This is a genomic window from Paenibacillus sp. FSL W8-0187, from assembly GCF_037969755.1.
Lineage (GTDB): Bacteria > Bacillota > Bacilli > Paenibacillales > Paenibacillaceae > Paenibacillus_AQ.
In genome coordinates, this window is record NZ_CP150206.1 from 1,121,806 (window position 1) to 1,146,203 (window position 24,398).

23 protein-coding genes and 1 riboswitch are annotated in these 24,398 nt (G+C 51.3%); of the genes, 21 read left to right on the forward strand and 2 right to left on the reverse strand.

All coding sequences use genetic code 11. The features are described from left to right. The first annotated feature begins 296 nt into the window (after positions 1-296). From MKY48_RS04905 to MKY48_RS04930, 6 genes are all read left to right on the forward strand, one after another. Positions 297-1,463 (forward strand): bis-aminopropyl spermidine synthase family protein, encoded by a 1,167-nt coding sequence (locus MKY48_RS04905; RefSeq protein WP_339270463.1) that lies wholly within the window; start codon positions 297-299, stop codon positions 1,461-1,463. A 62-nt stretch (positions 1,464-1,525) separates the two neighbouring features. Then, positions 1,526-3,661 carry a DNA topoisomerase III gene (locus MKY48_RS04910; RefSeq protein WP_339270465.1) on the forward strand — a complete coding sequence of 712 codons (2,136 nt, stop codon included), beginning with the start codon at positions 1,526-1,528 and terminating at the stop codon, positions 3,659-3,661. Positions 3,662-3,800: 139 nt separating this feature from the next. Next, the gene (locus MKY48_RS04915) at positions 3,801-3,938 is read left to right on the forward strand and encodes a hypothetical protein (protein ID WP_012819087.1); all 138 of its coding nucleotides are present in this window, start codon (positions 3,801-3,803) and stop codon (positions 3,936-3,938) included. 235 nt (positions 3,939-4,173) lie between these two features. Continuing rightward, complete coding sequence (locus MKY48_RS04920) at positions 4,174-4,437, forward strand: DUF1294 domain-containing protein (RefSeq protein WP_076325616.1); 264 nt, start codon at positions 4,174-4,176, stop codon at positions 4,435-4,437. Positions 4,438-4,557: 120 nt separating this feature from the next. Next, the gene (locus MKY48_RS04925) at positions 4,558-4,992 is read left to right on the forward strand and encodes a universal stress protein (protein ID WP_076325615.1); all 435 of its coding nucleotides are present in this window, start codon (positions 4,558-4,560) and stop codon (positions 4,990-4,992) included. 190 nt (positions 4,993-5,182) lie between these two features. Beyond that, entirely contained in the window at positions 5,183-5,461 is a 279-nt protein-coding gene (locus tag MKY48_RS04930) for a hypothetical protein (RefSeq protein WP_339270468.1), read from the forward strand. A gap of 33 nt (positions 5,462-5,494) precedes the next feature. Here the strand turns inward: MKY48_RS04930 and MKY48_RS04935 are convergent, their stop codons facing one another. Continuing rightward, complete coding sequence (locus MKY48_RS04935) at positions 5,495-6,106, reverse strand: histidine phosphatase family protein (protein ID WP_339270470.1); 612 nt, start codon at positions 6,104-6,106, stop codon at positions 5,495-5,497. A gap of 603 nt (positions 6,107-6,709) precedes the next feature. Further along, a riboswitch (purine riboswitch) is annotated at positions 6,710-6,811 on the forward strand. Positions 6,812-7,007: 196 nt separating this feature from the next. Between MKY48_RS04935 and purE the strand changes: the two genes are divergently transcribed. The 13 genes from purE to purD all read left to right on the forward strand — a co-directional run bounded on the left by purE (position 7,008) and on the right by purD (position 21,077). Beyond that, the gene (purE, locus tag MKY48_RS04940; RefSeq protein WP_009592351.1) at positions 7,008-7,493 is read left to right on the forward strand and encodes a 5-(carboxyamino)imidazole ribonucleotide mutase; all 486 of its coding nucleotides are present in this window, start codon (positions 7,008-7,010) and stop codon (positions 7,491-7,493) included. Next, entirely contained in the window at positions 7,490-8,677 is a 1,188-nt protein-coding gene (purK, locus tag MKY48_RS04945; protein WP_339270472.1) for a 5-(carboxyamino)imidazole ribonucleotide synthase, read from the forward strand. The genes purE and purK overlap by 4 nt, the downstream gene beginning before the upstream one ends. A 3-nt stretch (positions 8,678-8,680) precedes the next feature. Beyond that, positions 8,681-9,976: an adenylosuccinate lyase gene (purB, locus tag MKY48_RS04950; RefSeq protein ID WP_098742011.1), complete on the forward strand. Its 1,296-nt coding sequence runs from the start codon at positions 8,681-8,683 to the stop codon at positions 9,974-9,976. Positions 9,977-10,261: 285 nt separating this feature from the next. Further along, on the forward strand, positions 10,262-11,152 hold the full coding sequence (locus MKY48_RS04955) for a phosphoribosylaminoimidazolesuccinocarboxamide synthase (RefSeq protein ID WP_339270476.1): 891 nt from the start codon (positions 10,262-10,264) through the stop codon (positions 11,150-11,152). 50 nt (positions 11,153-11,202) lie between these two features. Further along, positions 11,203-11,448 carry a phosphoribosylformylglycinamidine synthase subunit PurS gene (purS, locus tag MKY48_RS04960; protein WP_006208285.1) on the forward strand — a complete coding sequence of 82 codons (246 nt, stop codon included), beginning with the start codon at positions 11,203-11,205 and terminating at the stop codon, positions 11,446-11,448. A gap of 4 nt (positions 11,449-11,452) precedes the next feature. Beyond that, positions 11,453-12,142: a phosphoribosylformylglycinamidine synthase subunit PurQ gene (gene purQ / locus MKY48_RS04965; RefSeq protein ID WP_076325609.1), complete on the forward strand. Its 690-nt coding sequence runs from the start codon at positions 11,453-11,455 to the stop codon at positions 12,140-12,142. Next, positions 12,120-14,363, forward strand: a complete 2,244-nt coding sequence (gene purL / locus MKY48_RS04970) for a phosphoribosylformylglycinamidine synthase subunit PurL (RefSeq protein WP_339270479.1) — start codon at positions 12,120-12,122, stop codon at positions 14,361-14,363. The genes purQ and purL overlap by 23 nt, the downstream gene beginning before the upstream one ends. After that, the gene (gene purF, locus MKY48_RS04975; RefSeq protein WP_339270480.1) at positions 14,348-15,826 is read left to right on the forward strand and encodes an amidophosphoribosyltransferase; all 1,479 of its coding nucleotides are present in this window, start codon (positions 14,348-14,350) and stop codon (positions 15,824-15,826) included. The genes purL and purF overlap by 16 nt, the downstream gene beginning before the upstream one ends. A gap of 85 nt (positions 15,827-15,911) precedes the next feature. Continuing rightward, positions 15,912-16,178, forward strand: coding sequence for a hypothetical protein (locus MKY48_RS04980; RefSeq protein WP_339270482.1), 267 nt, complete (start codon positions 15,912-15,914; stop codon positions 16,176-16,178). Positions 16,179-16,237: 59 nt separating this feature from the next. After that, positions 16,238-17,278: a phosphoribosylformylglycinamidine cyclo-ligase gene (gene purM, locus MKY48_RS04985; protein WP_339270484.1), complete on the forward strand. Its 1,041-nt coding sequence runs from the start codon at positions 16,238-16,240 to the stop codon at positions 17,276-17,278. Further along, a complete protein-coding gene (purN, locus tag MKY48_RS04990) occupies positions 17,278-17,889 on the forward strand; it encodes a phosphoribosylglycinamide formyltransferase (protein WP_339270486.1) in 612 nt (203 codons plus the stop codon). The genes purM and purN overlap by 1 nt, the downstream gene beginning before the upstream one ends. A 152-nt stretch (positions 17,890-18,041) precedes the next feature. Beyond that, positions 18,042-19,589 carry a bifunctional phosphoribosylaminoimidazolecarboxamide formyltransferase/IMP cyclohydrolase gene (gene purH / locus MKY48_RS04995; protein WP_339270488.1) on the forward strand — a complete coding sequence of 516 codons (1,548 nt, stop codon included), beginning with the start codon at positions 18,042-18,044 and terminating at the stop codon, positions 19,587-19,589. Between the two features lie 219 nt (positions 19,590-19,808). After that, complete coding sequence (gene purD / locus MKY48_RS05000) at positions 19,809-21,077, forward strand: phosphoribosylamine--glycine ligase (protein ID WP_339292416.1); 1,269 nt, start codon at positions 19,809-19,811, stop codon at positions 21,075-21,077. Positions 21,078-21,308: 231 nt separating this feature from the next. Here purD and MKY48_RS05005 read toward each other — a convergent pair whose 3' ends face one another. After that, positions 21,309-22,676 (reverse strand): lanthionine synthetase C family protein, encoded by a 1,368-nt coding sequence (locus tag MKY48_RS05005; protein WP_339270492.1) that lies wholly within the window; start codon positions 22,674-22,676, stop codon positions 21,309-21,311. A gap of 195 nt (positions 22,677-22,871) precedes the next feature. Here MKY48_RS05005 and MKY48_RS05010 point away from each other — a divergent pair, with 195 nt between their 5' ends. Continuing rightward, positions 22,872-23,024, forward strand: a complete 153-nt coding sequence (locus MKY48_RS05010; RefSeq protein WP_220686521.1) for an FDLD family class I lanthipeptide — start codon at positions 22,872-22,874, stop codon at positions 23,022-23,024. An 87-nt stretch (positions 23,025-23,111) separates the two neighbouring features. After that, positions 23,112-24,362 (forward strand): lanthionine synthetase C family protein, encoded by a 1,251-nt coding sequence (locus MKY48_RS05015; protein ID WP_339270494.1) that lies wholly within the window; start codon positions 23,112-23,114, stop codon positions 24,360-24,362. Positions 24,363-24,398: the final 36 nt, after the last annotated feature.

A 24,398-nucleotide genomic window follows, 5' to 3' on the forward strand; every position in this document is an offset into this window, starting at 1 on the left:
CCAAATTTTATAGGACTCTGACTTGTGCATTGCGAAAAAACCCACTTTATGTGAGTTTTATTTGTCATGCGCGATGGTTCTGAGTCCACCTGGTTAAGAACACAACAGCCATCCCTTATATATTGACTGTACAGCCGTGCTCTGGGCACGGCTTCCCGCTTGGGGGACAGAAGATGGACGATGGTTCATGGACTTCTGTCCCTTTTTTTTCATTACTGCAGCACGTATGGGGGTTACGTGTGTTCTTTTCCAGGGGTAATAACAAACTCATATTCAGGAAAAGAGCGTGATTTCACATGATCCATTATATAGAAGAAGTGAAAACCAAGGTTCGTCTGCAGGAAGGCGTCCAGGTGATCGAACAGCTGCTGGTAGCGAGTTATATGCGGCCCGGTATATCAACCAAAGAGCTGGCACGTCATACGTATCTGCCGGTTCCGGTTGCTTCGGCGATCAAGAAGGAGCTCATCAAGGCAGGGGCTCTCATTCAGGACCGGGGGGTGCGCTGCACCGATTCCGGGAAGTCCTATATTGAACACGAGCTGGGGTATGGAGGCATCGATATAGATCTGTATCAGAAGCTTCTGGCCGGCGAAGCCGATTGGCAGGAGGAGCTTTCTGATGTACTAGCGAGGCTCACGGAGATTCTGGAGCAGCGCCCGCAGGTCGATGTACAGATTGACCAATCCCAATGCACGGTAGAGACGAGTCTGCGGAGGGCGATTCTGTGTCTGAGGGAACACAGTCTGATCGGGAAGAACATTCTGTGTGTTGGCGATGACGACCTGGTGAGCATCTCGCTTGGTCTGCTGCTTAAACGGCTGTTCCCGCACGCGAAGGACCAAAGAGCCGCCATTACGGTTATGGATATCGATGAGCGATTCCTGCGATTTATCCAGGGCGCGGCTGCAAAAGAAGGCTTATCGGTTACATGCAGGCATATCGATCTCAGGCAGCCTTTGCCTGAGGGCTTGAACGGGCAATATGATTGCTTTTTCACGGATCCGCCGTACACGCTACAAGGGCTGACTCTGTTCTTATCCAGAGGCATTAGCGCGCTGAAACGCCAGAAGGGATGCCCCATCTTTCTCTCCTTCGCCCACAAATCTCCCGATTTTACATGGTCCATGCAGCGTGAATTCGTCCGTATGGGTTTATCGGCAAAGCAGGTCCTGCTTCATTTCAATCAATATATTGGTGCGCAGATGATCGGTAATAGCGGTCAGATGATCGTGTTAACAACGACGGAATTTACGGCGCCGCGTGTTACAGATTCTTTCGAGGATGAGCTCTACACAGGCGAGGTTAGGCGAACCGTTCGAACCTACAGATGCATCCAATGTCAGGGTGAGCTGCAGGTGGGCGTGCAGGGTGATTTTTCCACGATCGAGGATTTGAAGAAGCAGGGCTGTCCGGTATGCGTCAATCATACGTTCACATGGCTGGCTAAGAAAACGATCTGACTTATCTTTGTGGAAACAATCGAGGGGAGGTTATAATAGGGGAATAGAGGAAGGGGAGGGCTATGAAAGTATTAGTATTGGCTGAGAAGCCGTCCGTTGCGAAGGAAATTGCGAGAGTAATGGGCAGCCGCGAGAAGCAGAAGAATTATTTTGAAGGACCAAAATATATTGTGACCTGGGCGCTTGGACATTTGGTAGGACTTGCCGAACCCGAGGACTATGATAAGAAGTACCAGACCTGGGTTCTGGAGGATTTGCCGATCCTGCCGGATAACACAAGGCTTAAGGTGTTGAAGGAAACAAGTCACCAGTTCAAGACGGTCCAGCATCTGATGAAGCGCCCGGATGTCGGCGAGATGATTATTGCCACCGATGCTGCCCGTGAAGGGGAGCTGCTTGCGCGCTGGATCCTCAAAATGGCGAAGTGGAACAAGCCGTTCAAACGGCTGTGGATTTCTTCCCAGACGGATAAGGCGATCAAGGAAGGTTTTGCATCACTCAAGCCGGGGCAGCAGTTCGACAGGCTGTATGAGTCCGCACGCTGCCGAGCGGAAGCGGATTGGATGGTTGGGCTGAATGTGACGCGTGCGCTGACGACCAAATTTAATGCACAGCTGTCGGCAGGCCGGGTTCAGACGCCAACGCTCGGGATGATCATGGACCGGGAGAAGGAGATTGTGAATTTCCGCTCCCAGGAATATGAGACGCTGCAGGCGGATCTGGGGAGCTTTGAGGTATCGTGGCGTCCGGCCGGCGGAGACGGTCGTCTATTCGAGAAGGATAAGGCGGCCAAGCTGAAGCAGAAGCTGGAGGGCAGCACCGGAAAAATCGTCAGCGTGAAAAAGAGCGAAAAAACCGAACCGCATCCGCTGGCATACGATTTGACCGAACTGCAGCGGGATGCCAACCGCCGATTCGGGTTCTCGGCCAAGCAGACCTCGAATGTGCTGCAGCGCCTGTATGAGCAGCATAAGCTGGTCACCTATCCGCGTACGGACAGCCGTTACCTGACATCCGATATGGTCGGAACGTTGAAGGAAAGGCTGTCGAGCATTGCCATCGGGCCTTATGCGTCCATTGCTCGTCCGTTGCTGCGTAAGAACTTATCGCCAGGCAAACGGGTCGTGGATGACAGTAAGGTTACGGATCATCATGCCATCATTCCAACCGAACAAACCGTGCTGCTGAATCAGTTATCTGTCGATGAACGCAAGCTGTACGATCTTATCGTACGCCGGTTCATCAGCTTGTTCTATCCTCCTGCCCGTTACGATAACGTATCGGTTACAGTTCAGATTGAGGGGGAGCAGCTTTACGCGAAAGGGACTACGATCAAGGATAGCGGCTGGCGTGAGGTATACGGCGGCGATTATGATGATGACGCTGACGACGAGCAGGATGATGCTCCGGGTCAGTCTTCAGGCAAGCTCCTGCCGGAGCTGCGAGAAGGAGAGTCGGTGAAGGTGGTATGCTGCGTGCTGAAACCGGGACGTACCCAGCCGCCAAAGCGTTATAACGAAGCGGCGCTGCTCTCCCAGATGGAGAAGCACGGACTTGGAACCCCCGCGACCCGGGCTGATATCATCGAGAAGCTGGTTAGCTCGGACACGATTGAACGGCAGGGGCAATCCCTCCATCCGACAGGCAAAGGCAAGCAGCTGATTGAGCTTGTCGCTCCAGAGCTGAGAACACCGGAACTCACGGCGCGCTGGGAGGCCGAGCTCGAACGGATCGCGAAGGGGCAAGGCAAGCCGGAACCATTCTTGCGCGGAATACGGGACATGACCAAGAAGCTGGTCACGGATGTGAAGGGAAGCGATGCGGAGTATAAACCGCATAATGTCTCGAACAGCCACTGTCCGGATTGCGGGACAAGACTGCTGGAGAAGAAGACCAAGCGCGGCAAGCTGCTAGTCTGCCCGAGTGACGACTGCGGATATAAGCGTTCAGGCGAGAAGCGTCTGTCCAACCGCCGCTGCCCGCAGTGCCACAAGAAGATGGAGATGAAAGAAGGCAAGGCGGGGCTGTTCGTGCAGTGCCTGGGCTGCGGCATTACGGAAACGCTGAAGAAGGACGCCAAGCATGTGAACAAACGCGAGGAGCGGAAGCTCGTGCAGCAATACAGCAAGCCGGAGTCGATTGGTTCGAACCTGGGCGACCTGTTGAAGGCGGCCCTTGAGCAGAAGGGGAAGGAATAATCTGCAATGGTGAATCTGCCGAGGGGTGCTGCTGTAGTCCCATGATGTGCATCTTCCAAGGCTTGAAATGCGTTTTTCTTGCCGGTGTTAGCATAACCTCGGGTGCAATGGCTCATTCTACGGACAGGGGGTGAATTGCATGCCGAATCATAAAGCAAGAAAAACCGAAAACCAGCAGAACAAATCAAGCATTCTTGAGGAGAGCAAGACCCTCAAACCGAAAAAGGCTGCAGACTATGTTCCGAGCCTGAACGAAATATCCAAGAATGAATCATAAGTTTTCGTAGTGGTTGAGTATGGTCTGGTTGTCATTATGCCGGACACGGGTCCGCTCCGATTTATGACGTCGGCCGTGTCCTAATAATGGCGTTCATAGATGGCTTGCCTATGGGCTAAGATTGTTTAGCTGGCATTGTCTTCATTAGCCTGCAGTTCTATAATAACAGTAGAACGCAAAGCAAATGGCTGATTGGGCAAGATCGATCAGTTGGAATGGGGGTGCGTGAACCAACGTGAGACCTGCACTGATCGTTTGGTTTATTTTTATCAATGCGGTAGCCTATCTGGTCATGTCCGAGGATAAACGGCGTGCCAGAATGGGACGGGATCGGGTTCCGGAGCGAACACTATTTCTGCTAGCTGCCATCGGCGGGGCCTTGGGTGTATGGATTGCCATGTACCGCAAACGTCATAAAACGAGGCATTTATCTTTTAAACTGGGCGTGCCGCTGTTGTTAGTCGTGAATGTCGCGCTATACACGTACTTCTGGGGATAAGTCGGATTCATCTGAATTACATAGGAACATCACAGCAAGTCAGCAAGCTCGTTTCATATCGGTATGAAGTTGTTTAATAATAAGTAGTAGGTCTTTTAACTATAGAAAGAGGTGGCCTGTATGCTTTTTACTAAAATTCTTCTAGCTTACGACGGCTCCAAAGCAGCGAATAAAGCGCTCGGACGTGCGGTTGAACTTGCTAAGGTAACACCGGGAGCTACGCTGGATGTCATTCATGCTTACGATTTTCCGCGTTTCTTCGTTGGGGAAGGGCTTGCCCCGATTCCAGCTTCACTTAATAAAGATGTCTACGATCTTGCCGTGCAGACGACAGAGGAAATCCGCGAGCGGATTGAGAACTCAGGCGTTACCGGTCAAGTGGAGATGATCCAGGGTCCTCCGGCTGAAGTTATTCTGGAGTACGCGAATCAGAACGGCAGTGATCTTATTGTCATCGGCAGCCGCGGTCTTGGCGGAATTCGCGAGTTTGTACTCGGCAGTGTCAGCCATAACGTAGTGCAGCATGCAAAGATCCCGGTACTGGTAGTGAAATAATGTTGTTGGGGACGCTGAGGCGTCCCTTTTTTCTGAGAAAGTACGTCGATGACGTTTTTCTGGGATTCAAACGTTGTTCGGTTTTGCATCCGCAGGTACCGCTTCATTCTTATCGTAATCGATAGGGTCTGCGTCTTCGAACTAACAGCGGTCTGTTAGGGTGATAGTTTTTTTATAAGCGGAGGTTCATATGGAAATTATTCTACTTATAGTCTTGGTTGTTTTGGTCTGTTTTATGGTTTCCAGTCGAATGTCGGCAATGGAGAAGCGAATGAAACTGCAGCAGAACACGTTAAAACAAATTGCAAACCAATTAGGCATACCCGAGCCGCCGGTACATGAGGAAGCCAAAAGGCTGCTGGAGGAAGGGCAGGAGATTAAAGCGATTAAAATCGTACGAGAAGAATTAGGTTTGTCTTTGGTGGAAGCCAAACAATATGTAGATGCCATGAAGCATGGTGAGCAGTAGAACGGGCGTGAGATGAAACGCAGTTTTTTTCAGTTATAGATGAGGTGTTGCATTCTCCAGGGTAAGCTCCCAACGTCCGTCGCGGTATTCGATCTTGTGCAGCCCAGTGTTCGCCACGGGAAAGAACGGATTCTTATTGCTCCATGTTATATCCTTCATCAGATGATAAATGATATTGATAACTCCACCGTGAGTGACAACCAATACGTTCTCATGATGATTCGCCGATACCTGATCTTGGCATAGTTTGGTGAAGGTATCCTTAATCCGCACAAAATTCTCCTGGGGGCTCTCACCGCCAGGGTATTTTTCGTCCATCCGTAAACTGGAAAAATACAAACCTGGATACCTCTCCTCTGCTATGGGGTTGGGCATTCCGGCGAGCAGACCATTATTCATCTCCCGCCAATCCTCGAAAGCTTGAAAGGGAAGGCCAAGCTTATCGGCAATGATGGCCGCAGTCTGATAAGCCCTCTGCAGATCGCTACACACGATCCGGTGGATATTATAAACATGCTTGTGTTCATTCAAGTATTGCCCCAGCTTCTCCGCTTGCCCGATCCCTTCGTTTATGAGCCCGCGCTGGCTCCACCCTCCGCGGTACCCTTCTTCATCTTGACCATGCCTAACGAGATAAATAGCCATAGGCGCCTCCTAAGAATAGATTCTGTTTGTAGCATTTAAACAGACCAACCCAACTGGTATAAATGTCGGATTAGTTGTTTTGTTGTATTTAATACTAGTGCAGCTGTTAAGAATTCGACATTCGCCTTTATCTTCCTTGTAAGTAATTACAGTAAAGAGCAGAATACGGTCTTATTTAATTCTGCGATAACACTTTTCCCTTACCCTCTATGCAGCAGCAAAAAAATTCTTCATTGAAGATGCTCCAGCGGAGCGGACGAATCGTGGATGGAGAAGCGCCAGCGTTCGCCTTTAAACACGGGAAACATCCCTATTTAGTTCAATCCAGTTTCCCGTGTTTAACAGCCGATCGGAATCACGATGCGTCAGCGCAGCGGCTGCCAATGCTCCACATGTACTGCTCACGGCTTTTCCAGTCCGACATTGCCCACGCCTTTTATTTAGCCCGCAGCCTCCTGGAAGTTTTTGCTGCTGCATTGCTCACTTGCCAGATACGAACATTATATTTTCTATAAATCCGATTGTTCGTGTTTAGGTTGACATGAGGTGTCAGAAATTGATAAACTGAGGATGTTGAGGTTCAAAATAACTTATGAAGCATGATTGATGAAATTTAATATTTCTCGTATAAAGCCGGGGATATGGCCCGGAAGTCTCTACCCGGAAACCGTAAATTTTCGGACTACGAGGGAATACAAACGGTGCGGCTACGACGGGGCTTGATTTCGTGTTTGCCTCTTAGGCGAGCGGATGCGCAAGATTCTTCTGCTTGACGCAGGCAGCAGCGTTCGTAATCCTTGTATGTCCGAGACCTGCACAGACTTTGTGTTTACGGGATCGGACTTTTTTTTCAGCAGTTAACCAGGATATTGTCGAATTTCGAAGAAAGCGGGGGTAACTCATGACAGCACAAGTAGGAGTCATTATGGGAAGCCAATCAGATTGGGATACGATGTCCCATGCATGCCAGGTGCTAGACGAGCTTGAAATTCCTTATGAGAAAAAAGTCGTATCCGCTCACCGGACGCCGGACTTGATGTTCCGGTATGCCGAGGAAGCGGAAGGCCGGGGGCTTCGCGTCATTATTGCTGGAGCCGGCGGAGCCGCTCATCTGCCCGGGATGGTCGCTTCGAAGACGGTATTGCCGGTCATTGGCGTTCCGGTGAAATCGAAAGCGCTGAAGGGATTGGATTCATTGCTGTCGATCGTGCAGATGCCAGGGGGCATTCCGGTAGCGACTGTAGCGATCGGCAAAGCGGGAGCCACGAACGCCGGATTGCTCGCAGCCCAGATTTTAGGCACTTCGGATGCAGGGATTCGCGAAAGAGTTCAAGCGCGCCGAGACCGTATCCGTGATGAAGTGCTGGAAAGCAGCGATAACTTATGATGGAGAACGGAGCACAGCAGACGCGCGTATCTGGCAAAAAGCTACTGCCTGGTTCCGTCATTGGCGTACTTGGCGGGGGACAGCTCGGACGGATGATCGCGCTGGACGGGATCCGGATGGGATATTCGTTCGTCACCCTCGATCCGACGCCGAACTCCCCGCTCGGCCAGATGGCCGAGCAGGTTACGGCCCGGTATGACGATGTGGAGGCTGCCCGGCAGCTCGCCGTCAAGGCTGATGTCATTACGTACGAATTCGAAAATGTCGATGCGGGCGTGGCCCAGCTTCTGGAGGAGCAGTCTTATGTTCCGCAAGGAAGCAAGCTGTTGTACACCACGCAGCACCGGCTGCGCGAGAAGGCCGCGATTGAAGCGGCTGGCGTACCGGTTGCACCGTATCGTGAAATAACAAGCTTGGAAGATTTACGATCCGCTGCCTCTGAACTTGGACTTCCCTGCGTGCTTAAGACCGCCATGGGAGGTTATGATGGTAAAGGGCAAGCGGTTCTCCGCAGCGAAGATGAGCTGGAATCAGCCTACAGGGAGCTGGCTGCCAGCGGGACTGAGCTGGTGTTGGAGAAGTTTGTGAAGTTTGCGTGCGAGATCTCTGTGATCGCGGCGCGCACCCCCAGCGGCATCGTGAAGAGCTTCCCTCCGGCAGAGAACGTGCATGTCAACAATATTTTGCACTTGTCGATTGTGCCTGCTCGCGTGACGAGTGAAGTAAAGCGCAAAGCATGCCAGCTCGCGGAACGTGTGGCAGAAGGAATGGGAGCTGTTGGCCTGCTGGCTGTCGAGATGTTTGTGACCGAGGATGGGGAGCTGTACGTGAATGAGCTTGCACCTCGTCCGCATAACTCGGGTCACTATACGATGGAGGCATGCTCAACCTCCCAATTCGAGCAGCATGTGAGAGCGATCTGCGATTTGCCGCTCGGGGACACAACGCTGCTGAGCCCGGTCGTCATGGTGAACCTCCTGGGGCAGCATCTGGAGGAAGCGGTACGGCGTTTTGGAGAGCACGACGCGCTTGCAGAGTCTCTCGGCGTTGTGCCTAAGCTTCATCTATACGGCAAGAGCGAGTCGAAGTTTAACCGCAAGATGGGACATATCAACCTCTTGTGCGGGGATGTCGATGCAGCGCTTGAATGGGTAGAGAAAACTAATATTTGGAGGCAGGATTAAACGATGATTGAACGTTATAGCAGACCGGAAATGCGGGCGATTTGGACCGAGGAGAACAAATTCAGAGCATGGCTGGAAGTGGAATTGTGCGCATGCGAGGCATGGGCCGATCTAGGTGTCATTCCGAAGGAAGATACCGTTAAGCTTCGCCAGAATGCGACCTTTAATATGGACCGGATTTATGAAATCGAGCAGGAAACCCGCCATGATGTCATCGCTTTTACACGCGCGGTATCGGAAAGTCTTGGCGAGGAGCGCAAATGGGTCCACTACGGATTGACTTCGACGGATGTCGTTGATACCGCGATGGGATATCTGCTCAAACAAGCCAACGATATTTTGGAGCAGGACATCCTGCGTTTTATCGGTATTTTGAAAGAGAAGGCACTGGCCTACAAGCATACCCCGATGATGGGCAGAACGCATGGCGTGCACGCAGAGCCGACAACCTTCGGTTTGAAAATGGCGCTGTGGCATGAGGAGATGATCCGCAACCTGGAGCGTTTCCGTCATGCGGCTGACGGCGTGCAGTACGGTAAAATTTCCGGCGCAGTTGGAACGTATGCCAACATCGATCCTTCGGTTGAAGAATTCGTCTGCCGCAAGCTCGGTACGAAGCCGGCGCCGATCTCGACCCAGACGCTGCAGCGTGACCGTCATGCGGAATACATGGCAACACTTGCGCTGATCGGTACTTCGCTTGAGAAGTTCGCTACTGAAGTACGCGCGCTCCAGAAGAGTGAGGTTCGCGAGGTCGAAGAGGCATTCGCCAAAGGACAAAAAGGCTCCTCCGCGATGCCGCATAAACGGAATCCGATCGGTTCCGAGAACATCTCGGGTCTGGCGCGCGTCATTCGCGGCCACATGGTTTCCGCTTACGAGAACGTGTCGCTCTGGCATGAGCGGGATATTTCCCACTCCTCGGTAGAGCGTATCATCCTGCCGGACGCTACGATGCTGCTGAACTACATGCTGAACCGCTTCGGCAACATCGTGAAGAACCTGACAGTCTTCCCGGAGAACATGAAGCGCAACATGGCTCGCACATACGGCGTTCCTTTCTCCGGCCGGATCATGACGAAGCTGATCGACAAGGGCTTCAGCCGCGAGCAAGCTTACGACACCGTTCAACCTCGAGCCATGCAGGCATGGGAAGAGCAGCGTCAATTCCGCGAGATCGTGGAATCCACGCCTGAGATCACCGAGGTGCTCAGCGCCGAAGAGATCGAAGATGCCTTCAATCCAAGCTGGCATCTGAAGCATGTGGATACCATTTTTGCCAAGCTGGGGTTGGAGTAGTTAGCTGGCATAGGAAGTTTCTACAACGGAGAAGGCGGAATTGTTTTGTAGAAGCGCAGCGGTCCCCTTTGTCCCCGGATTTCAACCTTTAAATCATATTTATGGAAATCTGGGGGCAACAGGGATCGGAAAAATAATCCGCATTCGTAGTGATGAACAAGCTAAAGATCTTTAGTTCACCTTTAGTCCATATGATATTGAGCATTCTATTTTTCATCCGTTAGAAATATAGGGAGCGACGGTTACTCCTGCGTGAGCCACACGTCGCCCCAAGGGGAGGAACACATGACATTACCGGCATTATCGACCGCCACTCATCTGGTCAACGTACCGCTGCTGTATAAGGGCAAGGTTCGTGAATTGTACGACCTGGGCGAGCATGTACTCATTGTAGTAACCGACCGTATTTCCGCTTTTGACTATGTGCTGGAGCCTCCTGTACCGGCCAAAGGAACCGTGCTGAACAAACTGAGCGCCTTCTGGTTCGAACAAACGGAGCAGCTTATCCGCAATCATGTCGTGCATACCGACGTGAACCTGCTGGGCGATGCCGTCAAGGACAAGGATCTGCTGGATGGACGCATCATGGTGTGCCGGAGGGCCGAGCGCATCGATATCGAATGCGTGGTGCGCGGATACATCACCGGCGGAGGCTGGAGGCAGTATCAATCCTCGGGAGAGGTCAACGGCATTAAGCTGCCGGAGGGCCTGCGTAAGAATGAGGCTTTTCCGGAACCGATCTTCACGCCTGCTGCCAAGAACGATGTCGGTCATGACGAGGACATCCCGCTATCCCGCATGAAGGAGCTTGTCGGCGAAGAGCTGGCATTGCAGCTGCAGGACAAAAGCCTGATGCTGTACAAGTTTGCCCGCGATTACTGCCGCAAGCACGGCATTATTTTGGCCGATTGCAAGTTTGAGTTCGGATTGATCGACGGAGAGATCATTCTGATCGATGAGATCTTCACGCCGGATTCCTCCCGTTTCTGGGATGAGAAGAATTATGCGCTCGACATTGAGATTGACAGTATGGATAAGGAGCCTGTACGCACGTATCTCGCTTCGTCCGATTGGGATAAGAACAGTGAGCCGGATCCCCTGCCGCAGGCCGTGGTGGAGGAGACGACGCGCCGCTACACCGACATTTACAGCCGAATCACGGGCGCAAGTCTGTAAAGCTTTTATAAACCATTTCATTCATATATACCGAGGAGGAACAGGATACAATGTTGAAAGCAAAGGTCTACGTCACGATTAAGCAGAGCGTATTGGACCCTCAAGGGGTAGCGGTGCAAGGTGCACTTCATTCGATTGGGTACAAGGAAGTGGAGAGTCTGCGGATCGGTAAATATATGGAACTTGAGCTGGGTACGGACAACCGTGAGGAAGCCGAACAGCGAGTGAAAGAAATGTGTGAAAAGCTTCTGGCTAATACGGTGGTTGAGAACTACCGTTATGAATTGGAGGGCTAAACCAATGAGATTTGCAGTGCTGGTCTTTCCTGGCTCCAATTGTGATATTGACTGTTATAAGGCGGTAGAGGAGGCAATCTCGCAGCCGGTGGATTATGTGTGGCATACGGCTACGGACCTTTCCCCATACGATTGCATTTTGGTACCCGGCGGATTCTCCTATGGAGATTATCTGCGGTGTGGTGCGATTTCCCGATTCGCCCCGGTTATGAGCGAAGTGGCGAAGGCGGCAGAAGAGGGCAAGTATATTCTTGGCATCTGCAACGGATTTCAGATTTTGACGGAAGCCGGACTCCTTCCGGGAGCACTGCGCCGTAATGATTCAATGAAATTCCGCTGCCATGACACGGTGCTCAAAGTGAACAATAATACAACGCCGTTTACGCGCGATTACGCGGAGGGGCAAGAGATTGTCATTCCCATTGCGCATGGCGAGGGCAACTATTACTGTGATGAAGAAACACTTCAAAAGCTCCGGGACAACCGGCAAATCGTATTTACGTATCAAAACAATCCGAACGGCTCGATCGAGGATATCGCAGGCATCTGCAACGAGCGCGGCAATGTGATCGGCATGATGCCGCATCCGGAGCGCGCGGTCAGCAGCTTGCTCGGCTCGGATGACGGTAAAGCAATGTTTACATCCATATTACAGGCATGGAGGGATACTCATGGCGCAGCAAACGTCCGTTAAGGAACCGACAGCAGAACAGATCGCAGAGCATCAGATTTACAAGCAAATGGGAGTTTCGGACAGCGAGTATGAGCTGATCTGTTCCTTCATGGGACGCAAGCCGAATTACACGGAAATCGGCGTATTCAGTGTTATGTGGTCCGAGCATTGTGCCTACAAAAATTCCAAGCCGCTGCTTCGTCGTTTCCCGACAAGCGGCCCGCGCGTCCTGATGGGACCGGGCGAGGGCGCTGGGATCGTCGATATCGGCGACAACCAGGCGGTTGTATTCAAAATCGAAAGTCATAACCATCCGTCCGCTGTAGAGCCTTATCAAGGTGCAGCCACGGGCGTTGGCGGCATTATCCGCGATATTTTCTCCATGGGGGCAAGACCGGTAGCGATTCTCAACTCGCTTCGGTTCGGCAAGCTGGAGAGCGATCGCGTTAAATATTTGTTTGAACACGTGGTATCCGGTATTGCCGGTTACGGCAACTGCATCGGGATCCCGACGGTAGGCGGCGAGGTTGTATTCGACGAAAGTTATGAAGGCAATCCGCTGGTCAATGCGATGTGCGTCGGCGTTATCGACCATGATAAGATTCAGCGCGGCGTTGCAAAAGGGGTAGGCAATCCGGTCTTCTATGTCGGCCCTCCAACTGGCCGCGATGGCATCCACGGGGCGACCTTCGCTTCCGTAGAGCTGACGGAGGAATCCGAAGCGAACCGTACGGCCGTTCAGGTTGGCGATCCCTTCATGGAGAAACTCGTGATGGAATCCTGCCTTGAGCTGATTGATTCCGGCATCGTGCTGGGCATTCAGGATATGGGCGCGGCTGGGTTGACTTGCTCCAGTGCGGAAATGGCAAGTAAAGCAGGCAACGGTCTTGAGTTGTACCTGGACCAAGTGCCTCAGCGCGAAGAGGGCATGACGCCTTATGAAATGATGCTATCGGAATCCCAGGAACGGATGCTGTTCGTGGTTGAGCCGAAGCATGAAGCGCAAGCGCGCGAAATCTTCGAACGCTGGGGCGTTATCTGCGCTAAAGTCGGCAAAGTGACGGACGATGGCCGCCTGAAGCTGATCCACCACGGTGAGGTGGTAGGCGACATGCCGGTTAAAGCGCTCGTAGACGAATGCCCGATCTATAACAAACCATCCCAGGAACCGGCTTATTACAAAGAGCAGGCTGCGGTGGATACGCTTCGTTATGAAGAAGTGAAGGATTTGGGCGGTGCCCTTAAGAAGGTGCTCGGTTCGCCAAGCCTTGCAAGCAAAGCATGGGTATACAACCAATACGATTATATGGTTCGCACCAGCACGGCCGTTCGTCCGGGTTCGGATGCTGCTGTCGTAACGGTGCATGGAACGCGCAAAGCCCTGGCGATGACAACGGACTGTAACGGACGTTACGTCTACCTCGACCCTGAGCTTGGCGGCAGAATCGCCGTTAGCGAAGCAGCGCGCAATATCGTGTGCTCCGGTGCCGAGCCGCTGGCGATTACGGATAACCTGAACTTCGGAAGCCCGGAGAAACCAGAAATTTTCTGGCAGATGGAAAAAGCCGTGGACGGCATGGCGGAAGCTTGTCGTGAGCTTGAAACGCCGGTCATCGGCGGTAATGTCAGCCTCTACAACGAGAATGCCAAAGGCGCGATTTATCCGACGCCGGTTGTCGGCATGGTCGGCCTGATCCATGATACGGATCATATTACAACACAAGGCTTCAAGGCGGAAGGCGATGCCATCTATGTGCTGGGTGATACCCGTGCGGAACTTGGCGGCAGCGAGTTCCAAGCGATCATTCACGGGGTGTCGGAAGGCAGACCGCCTGAACTGAACCTGGATACTGAGAAGAAATTGCTCGGCGGCGTACTGAAGGCCATCCAATCCGGTCTGGTACAATCCGCGCATGATGTGTCGGAGGGGGGACTTGCAGCCGCGCTGGCGGAGAGCTGTATCAGCGGCAACGTTGGGGCGAGCGTACAATGGTCAACCGATCTGCGTAACGACGTAGCGCTCTTTAGCGAGAGCCAATCCCGGATCGTGTTGTCGGTGTCCCCAGATCATAAGAATGCGCTGGAGAAGCTCCTGCAAGAAGCGGGTGTTCCATTTACCGCGCTTGGCGTAGTCGGCGGGAATAAGCTTAGCATTAACATTAACGGTGCTTCTGCGCTGGAAGAATCCGTGGAGGCTTTGAAATCCGTCTGGGAGGATGCCATTCCATGTCTCATGAACTGATACCCGAAGGACTGTGGACAGGGGATTACTACAATGAGGGAACAGGTCAGAGCGATATTTTCGATACATTAAAAGAAGAGTGCGGCGTATTCGGGGTGTTTGGGCATCCCGATGCCGCCTCCCTTTCCTATTACGGGCTTCACGCCCTCCAGCACCGCGGCGAGGAAAGCGCAGGAATCTGCGTGGCCGATGGCGAGAACTTCAATTATCATCGCGGTATGGGACTGGTAAAAGAAGTGTTTGATAAAGACAAGCTGGAATCGCTGAAGGGCAGCATGTCGATCGGGCATGTTCGTTATTCAACCAGCGGGGACAGCGGGCTGACGAATGCGCAGCCGCTCGTCTTTAAATACCGCGAAGGCAATCTGGCAATCGCAACGAACGGCAACATCGTCAATGAGCCGAAGCTTCGGCGCGAGCTGGAGATGGAGGGTTCCATATTCCAGACGACCAGCGATACGGAGGTCATTGCGCATCTGATTGCACGGTCGCCGAAGGACTTTGTCGAGGCTGCCAAGGATGCCTTGCGGCGTCTGGTGGGCGGGTTTGCCTTTCTGCTCATGACCAATGACAAGCTGCTCGTCGCCTCGGACCCGAACGGACTCCGTCCGCTGACGATGGGCCGTCTGGGCGATGCGTACATCTTAACCTCCGAGACCTGTGCACTTGAAGTCATCGGGGCGGAAGCGATCCGCGATGTCGCTCCCGGGGAGCTGCTGATTCTCGATCGGAACGGGCTTCGGGAAGAGCGGTATACGGAAGCGGGACGCAAAGCGCTGTGTGCGATGGAATATATTTATTTCTCCCGTCCGGACAGCGATCTGAACGGCTCCAACCTGCATTCGGCCCGCAAACGGATGGGCAGCAAGATGGCCCTGGAATCGTTCGTGGATGCGGATGTGGTTACGGGCGTACCGGATTCCAGCATCTCGGCCGCTATCGGTTATGCCGAGCAAACGGGCATTCCTTATGAGCTGGGATTGATCAAGAATAAATACACGGGCCGGACGTTCATTCAACCGAGCCAGGAGCTGCGCGAGCAGGGCGTGAAGATGAAGCTGAGCGCGGTACGGCGTGTGGTCGAAGGCAAACGGGTGGTCATGATTGATGACTCCATTGTACGGGGAACCACGTCCCGTCGGATCGTCAATCTGCTTCGCGAAGCGGGCGCGACCGAAGTGCATGTACGGATTACGTCGCCGCCGTTCAAGAATCCTTGCTTCTACGGCATCGATACGCCGGACCGCAGGGAGCTGATCGCCTCCGAGAAAAGCATCGAGGAAATCTGCCGGGAGATCAACGCGGATTCCTTATCGTTCCTGAGCCCGGAAGGACTCATATCCGCCATTGGCGGTTATGATGAGCACAGCCATAAAGGCGGCTTGTGCATGGCCTGCTTTGACAATGATTACCCGACGCAGATTGATTTTAACGGGGAAGAGAAGATGGGCTGCAGCTGCTGATTCTGCAGTGGACAGCCATTTTTTCTAGGTTTTATCCTTTAAGTGCGTGTTCAAAAAGGTCGGTTTTCAGCACCGAGAAGGTTGGATGAAGCAGGGACGTCAGGAGCGGAGCGTACGTCTGGTACGTGAGCACCAGAAGGCCTGGCTGAATTCAAGATTCGATGCTGAGTGGCTTCCTGATTCACTTCGTGTTAGATATAGAATTTATTCGTTATCAGCAGAGCTGATGAAATTCTATATCGCAAGAAAACCTACCTTTGAATCGCGGTCGCTCATCCTTGATTGGCCTCGATTGGTTTTCTTATCAAAAGAGAGCTTTTTGAACAACCTCTTTAAGCTGATTATTGATTAAGCCCATAAATGATATGTGAACGGATACTTTCGTCATAACGAAAAAGGAGTGTTGAGCGCGTGTCGGATACTTACAAACAAGCAGGCGTAGATATCGCTGCAGGCAACGAAGCGGTAGAGCGGATGAAAAAGCATGTCAAAACGACTTTCAGACCGGAAGTCATGACCGACCTCGGGGGTTTTGGCGCACTGTTCAAGCTGAATAAAGACCAATATGAAGAGCCGGTACTCGTCTCAGGCACGGATGGCGTCGGCACAAAGCTGAAGCTCGCATTCGCGATGGACCAACATGATACCATCGGCATCGATGCAGTAGCGATGTGCGTGAACGATATTGTGGTGCAAGGCGCAGAACCGCTCTTTTTTCTCGACTATTTAGCGTGTGATAAGGTCATTCCCGCCAAAATCGAGTCCATTGTCAAAGGGATCGCTGACGGATGCAATCAAGCAGGCTGTTCCTTGATCGGCGGAGAGACGGCGGAAATGCCAGGCATGTACAGCGAAGGCGAGTATGACATCGCGGGCTTTACCGTAGGCATTGTCGACAAAAGCAAAATGATCAACGGGTCGAATATCGCGGCAGGCGACACGGTGATTGGTCTAGCATCCAGCGGTGTGCACAGCAATGGCTTCTCGCTTGTCCGCAAGCTGCTTCTGGAGGACGCCGGCTACTCCCTGCAGCAAGAGCTTCCGGAACTGGGCGGACGTCTTGGGGACGTGCTGCTCGCACCAACAAAAATTTATGTCAAGCCGCTGCTCGGACTGTTGAAAGAGATCGAAGTAAAGGGCATGGCGCATATTACGGGCGGCGGATTCATCGAGAACATTCCGCGCATGCTGCCGGATGGCGTCAATGTCGACATCGAATACGGCTCTTGGCCGATTCTGCCGATCTTTAAGCTGATGCAGGAAAAAGGCAACATTTCGAACAAGGATATGTTTACGACATTTAATATGGGAATCGGCATGGTGCTTGTCGTTAAGGAACAGGATGCAGACGGGGTGCTTCAATACCTCCACTCCGCAGGCGAAGAGGCTTATGTGATCGGCCGCGTAACCGAAGGCGAGCGTCTCGTAACCTTCACGGGAGCTGAGGTGTAATGAGACCGTTTCGGATTGCGGTTTTCGCTTCCGGCAGAGGCAGCAACTTTCAGGCTTTGGCAGACGCGCAGCACAGGGGGGCTTTGGGCGGCGTAATCAGCATTCTGGTATGCGATAAGCCGCAGGCTCCCGTCGTGGAGCTGGCTCAAGCGGCGAATGTGGATGTATTCGCGTTTCAGCCGAAGGAATATGCCACGAAGGAAGATTACGAACGTGAAATTGCGGTAGAGCTTCAGCAGCGCGGTGTCGAATTAATTGTCCTTGCAGGATATATGCGGTTGTTGAGTCCGTCCTTTGTCGAGTTCTATAGCGGCCGGATTATTAACATTCATCCTTCGCTGCTGCCTGCTTTTCCTGGTAAAGACGCGATTGGCCAAGCGCTGGATTATGGCGTGAAGATGACCGGTGTCACGGTTCATTTCGTTGATGGCGGCATGGATACCGGACCGGTTATTGCTCAGAAAGCTGTAGAGATCAAGGAAGGCGATACGGCGGAATTGCTGGCACAGCGTATTCACGCGGTGGAGCAGAAGTTATACTCCGAAGTCGTTTCCTGGTTTGCCCAGGGGCGGATTTCGCTGAACGGGCGGAATGTGACGATTACCGAATAGGCTTTTGTAATAAAAGCGGACAAGGTCTTTCTGTTAATCGACATGTTCGATATTTCTCGGGAAATAATTTGCAATTATGGATCTTCGACAGCATATACGGAATCAAGACAGGTCTACTTAGTTGATTTTCATTCAAAATAGGGGGTATGAACGTGGGTATCAAAAGAGCTTTGGTCAGCGTTTCGGATAAAACCGGCATCGTGGAATTTTGCCGCGAGTTGTCTTCATTGGGTGTAGAGATCATTTCGACAGGGGGAACCAAGAACCTTCTCGCCAAGGAAGGAGTTCCTGTCATCGGCATTTCCGATGTGACCGGATTCCCGGAGATTCTGGACGGACGCGTCAAAACCCTTCATCCAGCCGTGCACAGCGGTCTGCTTGCCATTCGTGACAGCGAAGAGCATCAGCGTCAGATGCAGGAGCTGGGCCTCGATTATATCGATATGGTCGTGGTTAACCTGTACCCATTCCAGGAAACGATTGCGAAGCCGGATGTCGAGTATGAAGATGCAATCGAAAATATCGACATTGGCGGTCCAACGATGCTGCGTTCGGCTGCGAAAAACCATGCTTTTGTGAGCGTGGTTGTCGATGCGGCGGATTATGGCAGCGTGATTGAGGAAATCCGCGGCGGCGGCGACACGACCTTGGAAACCCGTAAACGTCTTGCAGCCAAGGTGTTCCGTCATACGGCTGCCTACGATACGTTGATTTCCGACTATTTGTCGAATGTAACGGGCGATCCGCTTCCTGAGCGCTTTAGCGTGACCTACGAGAAGATTCAGGACCTTCGTTACGGCGAGAATCCGCATCAAAAAGCGGCCTTTTACCGTAAACCGCTGGCACCTGCGGGTACCTTGACGACAGCGGAGCAGCTGCATGGCAAAGAGCTCTCCTACAACAATATCAATGACGCGAATGCAGCCCTGCAGATCGTGAAGGAGTTTGACGAGCCGACCGTGGTGGCCGTGAAGCATATGAACCCTTGCGGCGTTGGCATCGGGACGAATGTGCTGGAAGCTTATCAAAAGGCTTATAACGCCGACCCGACATCCATCTTTGGCGGCATCGTGGCAGCGAACCGGACGATTGATGCTCCGACGGCGGATCTGCTGAAGGATATCTTCCTTGAAATTATCCTGGCACCGGACTTCACGCCGGAGGCGCTGGAGATTCTGACGAAGAAGAAGAACATCCGTCTTCTGAAGATGGGCGAGTTCGGCTCGGCCAAGGAGCGCCAAAGCACTCTTGCCGTGACAACTATCGAAGGCGGCATGATTGTGCAGGAAAGCGATGTGCATTCTCTGGATACCGCAGACCTGCAAGTTGCAACAGATCGCAAACCAACGGAAGAGGAGCTGAAGCAGCTGCTCTTCGGCTGGAAGGTTGTAAAGCATGTGAAGTCCAATGCGATCGTATTGGCAGCAGACGACATGACCGTTGGCGTTGGCGCAGGTCAGATGAACCGTGTCGGCTCGGCGCGCATAGCGGTGGAACAGGCAGGAGAGAAAGCCAAGGGCGCCGTTCTTGCTTCCGATGCGTTCTTCCCGATGGGAGATACCGTGGAGCTTGCAGCGAAAGCCGGCATTACCGCCATCATTCAGCCGGGCGGCTCCATTAAGGATGAGGAATCCATCAAGGCTGCCAACGAATACGGTATTGCCATGGTGTTCACTGGCGTGAGACATTTTAAGCACTAATTCATAAGCATAAAATGGGAGCTTCGCTGCATCCGTCAGGCTGCAGCTGAAGGATCACCTTTCATCCAGCAACATATAGAGGCGACGCCGCTCTTTCGAGCGCGCCGCCTTTAAGTTTAAGGGGGACAAGAAGGTAAAGGCTACCTCACGCTTCGCCCTGTAAATCATTCATGTTATGAAATTTTATTGGTAAATTGAAATGAATCGGGAGGCAAAACCATGGATATTTTAGTTATCGGAGGCGGCGGAAGAGAGCATGCCATCGTATGGGCACTGGCAAAGAGCCCAAAAGCGGATAAGATTTACTGTGCACCTGGCAATGCTGGCATTGGACAACTGGCCGAGTGCGTGCCGATTCCGGTATCGGAATTTGATAAGCTGGCAGCATTCGCCGTGGAGAAGCAAGTGGGGCTCATTGTCGTCGGTCCGGATGATCCGCTGGCTGACGGTATCGTAGACACGTTTGACGCTACAGGCATCCCGGTATTTGGTCCGCGTAAAAATGCAGCCGAAATTGAGGGCAGCAAAACCTTCATGAAGGATCTGCTCCATAAATACGGCATTCCGACGGCAGCTTACGCGAAGTTCGACAATTATGAGGAGGCGCTTGCTTACTTGCGTGAGCAAGGCGCGCCGATTGTCGTGAAAGCGGACGGGCTCGCAGCCGGCAAAGGCGTTACCGTTGCAAGAACGATCGAGGAAGCCGAGCAGGCGCTTAGCGACATTATGCAATCGAAGGTGTTTGGCGATGCCGGAAGCCGGGTGGTCATCGAGGAGTTCCTGGAAGGCCAGGAAATGTCGATCCTCGCCTTTGTGGATGGTGAAACCGTGAAGCCGATGTCGGCGGCACAGGATCATAAACCGGCTTATGATGGAGATCTGGGGCCGAATACGGGAGGAATGGGAACTTATTCGCCATTGCCTCATATTCAGCCATCCATCATCGAAGAGGCGATTGAGACGATCATCAAGCCTACGGCAAAAGCGATGGTAGCCGAAGGGCGTCCGTTCCGGGGCGTTCTGTTCGCCGGATTGATGATCACACCGGACGGCAAACCGAAGACCATCGAATTTAACGCCAGATTCGGCGACCCGGAAACGCAGGTTGTATTGCCGCGTCTGAAGACCGACCTGCTTGACGTTTTCCTTGCTGCCGTAAATGGAAACCTGGCTGATCTTGAGCTGGAGTGGAGTGACGAAGCGGCTGTATGTGTCATTCTGGCTTCTGGCGGTTATCCTGCATCGTATCCGAAAGGAATTGCGATCACTGGGCTGGAGAATGAGCAGGACGGGACGATTGTATTTCATGCGGGCACTTCTCGCGATGCTGATGGGACGTGGAGAACGAATGGGGGACGTGTCCTGGGCATTGTCGGTTTAGGAGCAGATATCGCTTCAGCACGTACGAAAGCCTATGAACGGGCAGAAGCGATTGCATTTGAAGGCAAGCAAAACCGGACGGATATTGCGCTGAAGGCGCTTGTTTAGCTGTCTTTTATGGTTACTTAAAGCAGAATAATATAGCAGGATCAAGAAAGGAGTCTTCGCAGATGAAGACTCCTTTTTGCCGTTTTCGAAGAATTGGAGAAGACACTTCCCTATTTAATTAACGCGTTGTTCAGCTCCCGTTTACCTAATATTAACTTTGAACAGTTACGATTATTTATAATATGGGAAATTAACCCTATTTATTCTATAAATCCCAAAGTAAAGGAGGGATTATGAAAGCATAAGCATATAATCCCAATCGTTATGCTCTGCCTCTCCGACGCTGACGAGTGTAGCAGCAATTCCTGCAGCTCCTTCAAGAAGCCCGGCTTTTGTAAGCCATCGCATCGTATTTGCCGCTCCTGGTTCCGCATCCTTATAGCCAAGAGGAGTGCTGGAGTCGAATCGTTGAAGCAACCTGGTCATAAGTTGATCGATTAATGGCTTGATTGCCGGATCTTTAGTGAAGTTCCACATTCTCCAGCTCATAAGGAGAAGACCGGACAGACCATGACATAACGAAGGGGAATCCATACGATTCCTGTCGCATTCGTATGAAACCGCTTTTATAAAAGATTGGAGGGCGGTCTGGGCTACGGTTGTGTTGTTTAGGCTTATTGAGGAAATATATAAAGCACAGGCTACACCAGGTGTTCCATAGCACCAGGCTTCTCTTTGGCGAAGCAGTTTATTTTTAGTCATGAGCTCTTCGAAAGGAATGATATGCGGCCAATAGCTTCCCAATTCGTCCTCTTCTTGCGAATCCAGTAACCATTCGGTTATATATTCGATTGCTCTGTATTGTCCTGGAACTTCAATTCCGCTGTTGTAAGCGGCGGATAATAAGGCAAGAGGTCCCGGGATCCCATGCGCCATCCCACAATTGAAGCTGCCTACGGGAAAATTGCTCTTATCACCGGCAGTGGAGTGGAATTTACTTGGCGTAAACCAGCCTGGAACCATCTTATCATTTATACATATGGGTTCCGTAAGATCGACAAGGAAGCGAAGGATTGGTTCTATTAACGGAGCGATAAGAGGATCAGTTGCATTTTTCAACAAGTATCTTCCTACGCCGCTCGCACCTGATATTGTATCGTATAGCTCCATGGGTACTCCGTTCTTCTGACGCAGTATTTCCGTGCTTGCTTGCAGCCATTGCTCAACCATGGGTGACATCCAGCGATGGATCTGATTCAGGAATTGATTATAAAATTCTCCCTGGTTCGAAGCAGCGTATACAGCAGATGCGATTCCTGCCCAACCGCTATATAGGGAAATATCCCCTGTTCCGTACCTGGCAAGGCATGACTGGACTTCAACCATATTTGAATGTATTGCATGGTTCCAATTTATAGATTCATCGATTCTACGCCATAGCGATAAAAGGTGAATATTGCCCGGGTAGCCGTGAGACAAAGAAATGTCCCCCCAAGGGAAGTGGTCGGTCTCCGTCATGACGTTGTCTAACGTATGGACAGAATCAAACACGAATTTGGGATCACTCAAGCGAATCGCAATTTCTTTGCTGATCTCCAGTCCCTTTTCATATATGTATGTTGAGCTTTGCTCTTTGACAAATAACATATCCTTTTTCACGCTGTCTCCTCCTTTTTGTTGCCTATCTAAATTATCGTAGAAAGTTCAATTTTCTGTCCTTAAAACCTATTTAATTATTCATTAACAAATCGTTAAGGAGGGTTCAAAAATAAAGTTATATTTAAGATTAATATAAAGATTATTTAATATATGGAGTAATATTATTTAATTGTAAAATAAAGGAGGTGAAATTTAATGAACAACCAATTCGATTTAGACCTTCAAGTTGCACAAAATGAGGTTGCTCCAAATGAAGTACAACCTGCAAGCGGCCTTATTTGCACTCCATCATGCCTGACGGGAACATTGAATTGCAAAATCAGCTTGTCTTTTTGCAGAACGTGTTAATAATAGCATGCGGGCAACAAAAGACACGGTTACTTTAAACCGTGTCTTTTCTCGCGTTTTAATATTTTGAAGGGAGAAGGAAGCGATGTGAGGACAAGCTGTTTAAAGGAACAGTCCATTAGTATTAGTAAATTAATTGCCGAACGACTGGTTGATCTTCCATATATAGAAAACATTGCGGTGAGTCCCACAAATCGTTCTCCTTCCAGGGGAACTGCTCCCTGGAATCCGATTTCATTAGCCGATGGTATTCCTGGCATATGGGTATTATTCGCTGAATGGGATCGGCTTGAACCGGATCGGGGCTGGAAGGAGTCCATTCATCAGCATTTATTATCTTTATATAGAGCCATGCCGCTTCGAATTCCTGACATTTCACTTTATTCGGGAGTAACAGGGATAGCCTACGGGCTATTCATAGCATCGGATGATCGAACGAATTATAAACAAGCACTCTCTCAATTAAATCAATATATAGCAAGCCAATTTACGGAAGGCAGAAAAATTCCAGGCCTGGATTCACTCGATGTTGTCAGTGGCTTATGCGGTGTTGCCAGATATGTGCTGGAGGCAAGCAGGTATGATGATAGAATGCGCGAAATTGCCGTTCCTCTAATAACGAATATCATCGGGGAATCCCAATCTATGATAGATGCTGTTCTCTGCGGAATGGATCGACAGGTTCAACACGGCATTGCTCATGGGCTTGCCGGCATTCTTGCCTTATTGGTTACAGCTCTTCACAAACAAGTTGAGGTTGAGAACCTGCAACATACGATTCATAGAATTGCCGATTATTTGGCACTGCAAATTCGAGAGGACCGATATGGACGATTCTGGCCGATATCTTCCAAACCTAGCTGCTCATATCGAAGTGAAGAGGAAGAGACGAGACAAATCGAAGGTTGGTGTCACGGCACTTTAGGAGTCTCGCTTACATTATTGCGGGCAGGAATCTATTGTAGCAATGAAGGGTGGAAGAAGGTTGCTGCTGAAGCTGCGGGATCTACGTTCAGGCTCGGAGAGAATGAGCTCGGTTCCATGACGCCTTCATTTTGCCATGGATTAGCTGGTTTATTGCATTTGGCCAACCATTTGCATGCGCTATGTGATATTCATGAAGCTTCTTTGTTTGCAGACAGAGTGGCATCGAGATTGATGAAAATGTTTGATGAATCAAGCCCTTTTGGTTATCGAGATCAAGAAGATACGGTTTGTACTGACAATCCCGGCTTACTGCAAGGGGCAGTCGGAATTGCTTTGAGCTTGCTTGATTATGGAAAACGGGATGATCCGATTTATCTGGGAAAATGGAGGGAGTTATTTCTCATGTCATAGCTTGAGTAAAGCAGGACTATTACTAACAGGGGGTTT

What these genes read in the sequence shown, in the direction of transcription:
- purN (WP_339270486.1), top strand. Translation starts at nt 17,278, where the DNA reads ATGAGACCGTTTCGGATTGCGGTTTTCGCTTCCGGCAGAGGCAGCAAC.
- MKY48_RS04955 (WP_339270476.1), top strand. Translation starts at nt 10,262, where the DNA reads ATGACATTACCGGCATTATCGACCGCCACTCATCTGGTCAACGTACCG.
- purK (WP_339270472.1), top strand. Translation starts at nt 7,490, where the DNA reads ATGATGGAGAACGGAGCACAGCAGACGCGCGTATCTGGCAAAAAGCTA.
- MKY48_RS04910 (WP_339270465.1), top strand. Translation starts at nt 1,526, where the DNA reads ATGAAAGTATTAGTATTGGCTGAGAAGCCGTCCGTTGCGAAGGAAATT.
- MKY48_RS04930 (WP_339270468.1), top strand. Translation starts at nt 5,183, where the DNA reads ATGGAAATTATTCTACTTATAGTCTTGGTTGTTTTGGTCTGTTTTATG.
- purF (WP_339270480.1), top strand. Translation starts at nt 14,348, where the DNA reads ATGTCTCATGAACTGATACCCGAAGGACTGTGGACAGGGGATTACTAC.
- MKY48_RS04915 (WP_012819087.1), top strand. Translation starts at nt 3,801, where the DNA reads ATGCCGAATCATAAAGCAAGAAAAACCGAAAACCAGCAGAACAAATCA.
- MKY48_RS04905 (WP_339270463.1), top strand. Translation starts at nt 297, where the DNA reads ATGATCCATTATATAGAAGAAGTGAAAACCAAGGTTCGTCTGCAGGAA.
- MKY48_RS05010 (WP_220686521.1), top strand. Translation starts at nt 22,872, where the DNA reads ATGAACAACCAATTCGATTTAGACCTTCAAGTTGCACAAAATGAGGTT.
- MKY48_RS04935 (WP_339270470.1), bottom strand. Translation starts at nt 6,106, where the DNA reads ATGGCTATTTATCTCGTTAGGCATGGTCAAGATGAAGAAGGGTACCGC.
- purD (WP_339292416.1), top strand. Translation starts at nt 19,809, where the DNA reads ATGGATATTTTAGTTATCGGAGGCGGCGGAAGAGAGCATGCCATCGTA.
- purL (WP_339270479.1), top strand. Translation starts at nt 12,120, where the DNA reads ATGGCGCAGCAAACGTCCGTTAAGGAACCGACAGCAGAACAGATCGCA.
- purE (WP_009592351.1), top strand. Translation starts at nt 7,008, where the DNA reads ATGACAGCACAAGTAGGAGTCATTATGGGAAGCCAATCAGATTGGGAT.
- MKY48_RS04925 (WP_076325615.1), top strand. Translation starts at nt 4,558, where the DNA reads ATGCTTTTTACTAAAATTCTTCTAGCTTACGACGGCTCCAAAGCAGCG.
- purS (WP_006208285.1), top strand. Translation starts at nt 11,203, where the DNA reads ATGTTGAAAGCAAAGGTCTACGTCACGATTAAGCAGAGCGTATTGGAC.
- MKY48_RS04980 (WP_339270482.1), top strand. Translation starts at nt 15,912, where the DNA reads ATGAAGCAGGGACGTCAGGAGCGGAGCGTACGTCTGGTACGTGAGCAC.
- purQ (WP_076325609.1), top strand. Translation starts at nt 11,453, where the DNA reads ATGAGATTTGCAGTGCTGGTCTTTCCTGGCTCCAATTGTGATATTGAC.
- purB (WP_098742011.1), top strand. Translation starts at nt 8,681, where the DNA reads ATGATTGAACGTTATAGCAGACCGGAAATGCGGGCGATTTGGACCGAG.